This is a genomic window from Coprococcus intestinihominis, assembly GCF_040096555.1.
In the GTDB taxonomy this organism is placed as follows: Bacteria; Bacillota; Clostridia; order Lachnospirales; family Lachnospiraceae; genus Coprococcus_A; species Coprococcus_A intestinihominis.
The window spans coordinates 1-4,919 of the sequence record NZ_JBBMEK010000250.1 but is presented as its reverse complement, the minus strand read 5'-3'; the positions used below and the strand labels follow the sequence as shown (position 1 = coordinate 4,919).

5 protein-coding genes are annotated in these 4,919 nt (G+C 45.7%); all 5 read left to right on the top strand.

Translation table 11 applies throughout. The features are described from left to right. Window positions 1–6 precede the first annotated feature (6 nt). The gene (gene metG / locus WMO25_RS14895; protein ID WP_015513023.1) at window positions 7–1,983 is read left to right on the top strand and encodes a methionine--tRNA ligase; all 1,977 of its coding nucleotides are present in this window, start codon (window positions 7–9) and stop codon (window positions 1,981–1,983) included. A gap of 253 nt (window positions 1,984–2,236) precedes the next feature. After that, complete coding sequence (locus tag WMO25_RS14890) at window positions 2,237–2,863, top strand: trimeric intracellular cation channel family protein (RefSeq protein ID WP_117528545.1); 627 nt, start codon at window positions 2,237–2,239, stop codon at window positions 2,861–2,863. 97 nt (window positions 2,864–2,960) lie between these two features. After that, window positions 2,961–3,737, top strand: coding sequence for a TatD family hydrolase (locus WMO25_RS14885; protein ID WP_349085963.1), 777 nt, complete (start codon window positions 2,961–2,963; stop codon window positions 3,735–3,737). Window positions 3,738–3,988: 251 nt separating this feature from the next. Continuing rightward, the gene (locus WMO25_RS14880) at window positions 3,989–4,189 is read left to right on the top strand and encodes a hypothetical protein (protein ID WP_349085961.1); all 201 of its coding nucleotides are present in this window, start codon (window positions 3,989–3,991) and stop codon (window positions 4,187–4,189) included. Beyond that, a partial coding sequence (locus WMO25_RS14875; protein ID WP_349085960.1) for an RHS repeat-associated core domain-containing protein occupies window positions 4,153–4,919 on the top strand: 767 nt, incomplete at its 3' end. The genes WMO25_RS14880 and WMO25_RS14875, both read left to right, overlap by 37 nt.

The following is a 4,919-nucleotide window of genomic DNA, read 5'->3' as shown; positions in this document are numbered from 1 at the left end:
AGAAAAATGGCAAAGAAACCATATTATATTACAACGGCGATTGCCTATACATCAGGCAAGCCACATATCGGTAATACTTATGAGATCGTTCTGGCTGACAGTATTGCACGTTTTAAGAGAATGCAGGGGTACGATGTCCGTTTCCAGACAGGTACAGATGAGCATGGTCAGAAGATTGAGATCAAAGCAGGTGAAGCAGGTATTACACCGAAGCAGTTTGTAGACAATGTATCCGGTCAGATCAAGGAGATCTGGGATCTGATGAATACATCCTATGACAAGTTTATCCGTACAACAGATGAATACCATGAGAAGCAGGTTCAGAAGATTTTCAAGAAGCTGCATGATCAGGGTGATATTTATAAGGGCTACTATGAAGGCAAATACTGTACACCGTGTGAATCTTTCTTTACAGAGAGTCAGCTGGTGGACGGCAAGTGTCCGGACTGCGGCCGCGAAGTCATTGATGCCAAGGAAGAAGCGTATTTCTTCAAACTGAGCAAATATGCAGACAGACTGATTGATTATATTAATACACATCCTGAATTTATTCAGCCTGAATCCCGTAAGAACGAGATGATGAACAACTTCCTTCTGCCGGGTCTTCAGGATCTGTGTGTATCCAGAACCTCTTTCAAATGGGGTATTCCGGTTGATTTTGATGACAAACATGTTGTTTATGTATGGATCGATGCCCTCAGCAACTACATTACAGGCCTTGGCTATGATGTGGACGGCAACAGCGATGAACTCTACAAGAAGTACTGGCCGGCTGACCTGCATCTGATCGGTAAGGATATTATCCGTTTCCATACGATTTACTGGCCAATCATGCTGATGGCACTGGATCTGCCGCTGCCAAAGCAGGTATTTGGTCATCCATGGTTGCTGGTTGGTGATGGCAAGATGAGTAAGTCAAAGGGCAATGTGATTTATGCGGATGATCTGGTGAATTATTTTGGTGTGGATGCAGTTCGTTACTTTGTTCTGCATGAGATGCCGTTTGATAATGACGGTTCTATCACATGGGAACTGATGGTTGAACGTATGAATTCAGATCTGGCGAATATTCTGGGCAATCTTGTGAACCGTACCATTTCCATGAACAACAAGTATTTCGGCGGTGTGATCTCCAATCCGGGTGTAAATGAGCCTGTTGATGATGATCTGAAAGCTGTTGCACTGGCAATGCATGAGAAAGTGGATGCCAAGATGGAGAAACTCAGAGTGGCAGACGCAATTACTGAGGTATTTACACTGCTTAGAAGATGCAATAAATATATCGATGAGACAGAACCATGGAAACTGGCAAAGGATGAGACAAAGCAGGACAGACTGGCAACCGTTCTCTACAATCTGATGGAAGGAATCCGTATGGCAGCCGTTGCGCTGGCAGCTTATCTTCCGGATACATCTGCCAGGATTTTGGATATGCTGGGCACACAGGAAAGAGATTATCTGAAGCTTGACCAGTTCGGACTTCTTGAAACAGGCGGAAAGGTCGTTGAAAAACCTGAAATTCTTTTTGCAAGAGTAGACATCAAAGAGCTGATGGAGAAGGTTGAAGCGGACAAGGCAGCCAATGCACAGGCACAGTCGGCAGCAGCACCGGCAGAAGAAGCTGAAACAGAAGAAGGCATTGATATCGAGCCGAAAGCGGAGATTACATTTGATGACTTTGAGAAGCTGCAGTTCCAGGTGGGCGAGATTATCGCCTGCGAAGCTGTGAAGAAATCCAAGAAGCTGCTTTGCTCACAGGTGAAGATCGGCAATCAGGTGCGCCAGATTGTTTCCGGCATCAGAAAGCATTATTCACCGGAAGAAATGGTAGGCAAGAAAGTCATGGTTGTGACCAACCTGAAACCGGCGACTCTGGCGGGTGTGAAGTCTGAAGGTATGATTCTCTGTGCAGAGGATGCAGATGGCAATCTGTCTCTGATGGTTCCGGAGAAGAAGATGCCTGCCGGCGCTGAGATCTGCTAATAAGCGGAAAACGGATTCGGCAGTAAGTCGGTCGGTTGATTTGGCAGCCGAAGTTTAAAGCGTGAATAAGAGAGCCTCAGGGATGACACGGCCGAGACCGAGGTTGTTTCTGAGGCTTTTTATGACAATATATCGTGCAGACATGTTGTCTGCACAGCAGAATTTTATTCTGCGTCGGAATTTGCAGGTGAGTTTCGAACAGGAGAAGGAATGTTTTGGGTGTAAAGAGAGGAAATCGTTTGTGAATACGGAAATGCTTGTATTTATCATAGAAATCATTGGAACAGTGGCTTTTGCCTCATCCGGTGCTATGGTTGGCATCCGCAAAAAAATGGATGTTTTGGGGGTTATTGTGATGGCTGTCATGACCGCTGTCGGGGGCGGAATTATCAGGGATCTGGTGCTGGGCATTCACCCGCCGAATACCTTCAAAAACCCGATTTATGTAGAGTATTCGGTTCTGACAGCGGTGATACTTTTTGTTGTTTTTTATATCAAAAAACAAATGCTTGACAGCAAGGCATTGTTTTATTATGAGAAAATAATGATTCTTCTGGATGCCATCGGTCTGGGAGCCTTCACGGTCATTGGTGTGGAAACAGCTTATGAGATCGGCTATGTCCATCATAGATTTCTGCTGTTATTCGTGGGTGTTATCACCGGCGTTGGCGGCGGCATGATTCGTGATATGATGGCGCAGCAGATCCCATTTATTCTGGTAAAGCAGATTTATGCCTGTGCATCATTGGCAGGTGCCGGCGTCTGCATATGGCTGATGCCTTACCACAAGTCTGCCAGTATGATTCTGGGGGCAGTTGTGGTGGTGATCATCCGTATTCTGGCGGCCACGTATCGATGGGATCTGCCGAAGATCGAGTAGAGATTGAAGAAATTGGGTTTGCCGAAGAATGAGCAGCGCCTGATGCGCGGGGACTTATTGAAGATTAAGCAGAAATTGACGAATGGAGGGATAGCGCATGATTTTTGAGACACATGCTCATTATGACGATAAAATGTTTGATGAAGACAGGGAAAGCCTGCTTGAGAGTATGCAGGAAGCGGGAATCGGCAGGATTGTGAATATCGGTGCCGATCTGGCTTCTACGGCTTCAAGTATTGCCCTTGCGGAAAAATATCCGTTTATTTATGCGGCAGCAGGTGTGCATCCAAGTGATGCCGCCCAATTAAATGAGCATACATTTCAGTGGCTCAGTGAGCAGACGGCCCATGAGAAAGTGGTGGCTGTAGGTGAGATCGGGCTGGATTACTATTGGGAAAAAGACCCGGAGGTCAGAGCCAATCAGCGATACTGGTTCAGGCGTCAGCTGAATCTTGCCAGGGAAAAGGTATTGCCGGTTTCTATCCATTCAAGGGATGCGGCGAAGGATACATTGGATATTGCGAAGGAAGAACATCTGGCAGAAATCGGCGGCGTAGTACACTGTTTTTCTTATACAGTGGAAATGGCCAGAGAATATCTGAATATGGGCATGTATCTGGGCATCGGCGGTGTTCTGACATACAAGAATGCCAGAGTGTTGAAGGAAGTGGTTGACTATGCGCCGATGGACAGAATCGTGCTGGAGACGGATTCTCCCTATCTGACACCTGTGCCGAACCGCGGCAAGCGGAATTCTTCACTGAATCTGCCGTATGTGGTGATGGCCATTGCGGAGATCAAGGGTATTACGACAGCAGAGGTTGAAGATATCACCTGGGAGAATGCCATGAAATTGTATAGAATGGCAGAATAAAAAGAATATTGATTTGTAACTGTTCAGAGCCAAGCAAAATTTCAAAAAACAGGTATAAAATGCTTGCATTTTTAAAACTGTTTTTGAAATTTTATTTGGCGGATACGCCACACCGACGAAATACGTAGCATTTTGGAGGCTGGCTCTGAACAGTTACATTGATTTTTAGATTAGAGACATCTTTTGATATGACTTTGTATAAGATACAGAGAAAATATCAAAGGATGTCTCTTTTTTGATTTCTTGGCCGTATGGGAAAAGCGGTTTCGAATACCGGCGAAGAACGACTGTATCATTATGATGCGAATGGCAATGTAGACAGTGTGACAACGGTGTGTGATAGGAATAAGCAGACAACCGTGTATACATTTGATAAGGATGACAGGGAGACAAAACTGCAGCCGGGCAGTGGGGTGTGGATTACAGCTATGATACATGGGGCAATCTTCTGAAGGCAGGTGGCTCCATGGCGTCGACACTTGGTGTGGATAACCCATTTAGATATCGCGGTTACTATTATGACACAGAAACAGGACTGTATTATCTGGAAAGCCGTTATTACAATCCGGAATTAGGCAGAATGATGAGTGCGGACAGTTTGTCAGTGATGGGCATGAGCAAAACAACACTGAATGACAAGAACCTGTATAACTACTGTGACGGCAATCCGGTCGGAAGAGTGGATGAAAGCGGTAATTTCTGGGCAGGAGCGATTTTTGGCGGAGTTATTGGCGGTGTGGCAGGACTTATGACAGCAGGTGCAGTTGCTGAGATAGAGGGAAGAAAAGTAACGGCTAAAGAATTAGTGGTTAGTGGCCTTACCGGTTTGATATCAGGAGCTTTCGCAGGCGCAATGCCAGGATTAGGTGCGATTTTTGAATGGACGAGTGTGCAGATTTTTCAATATACGTGGTTAGGAAATATAGCTGTTGCAGGAATTGCAGCGGGGTTGGCGGCAGATGGGTCAGCTCGGGACAGGGTAGATGCGGCATTAAATGATATGGTAAAGGCGGCTGTGACGGGATTGGCTTTTGCACCGCCGGTTCCTGTATTGGAGTCTAATGGAAATACTATTTTAGGGGCAGCCGTAGGTGGAATATATGATATGTCCATTGCAAAAGCAAACAGCGGCAGAAAAAATAATACATCCAGAACATCTGCATCATCATCTTCAAAGAGTGG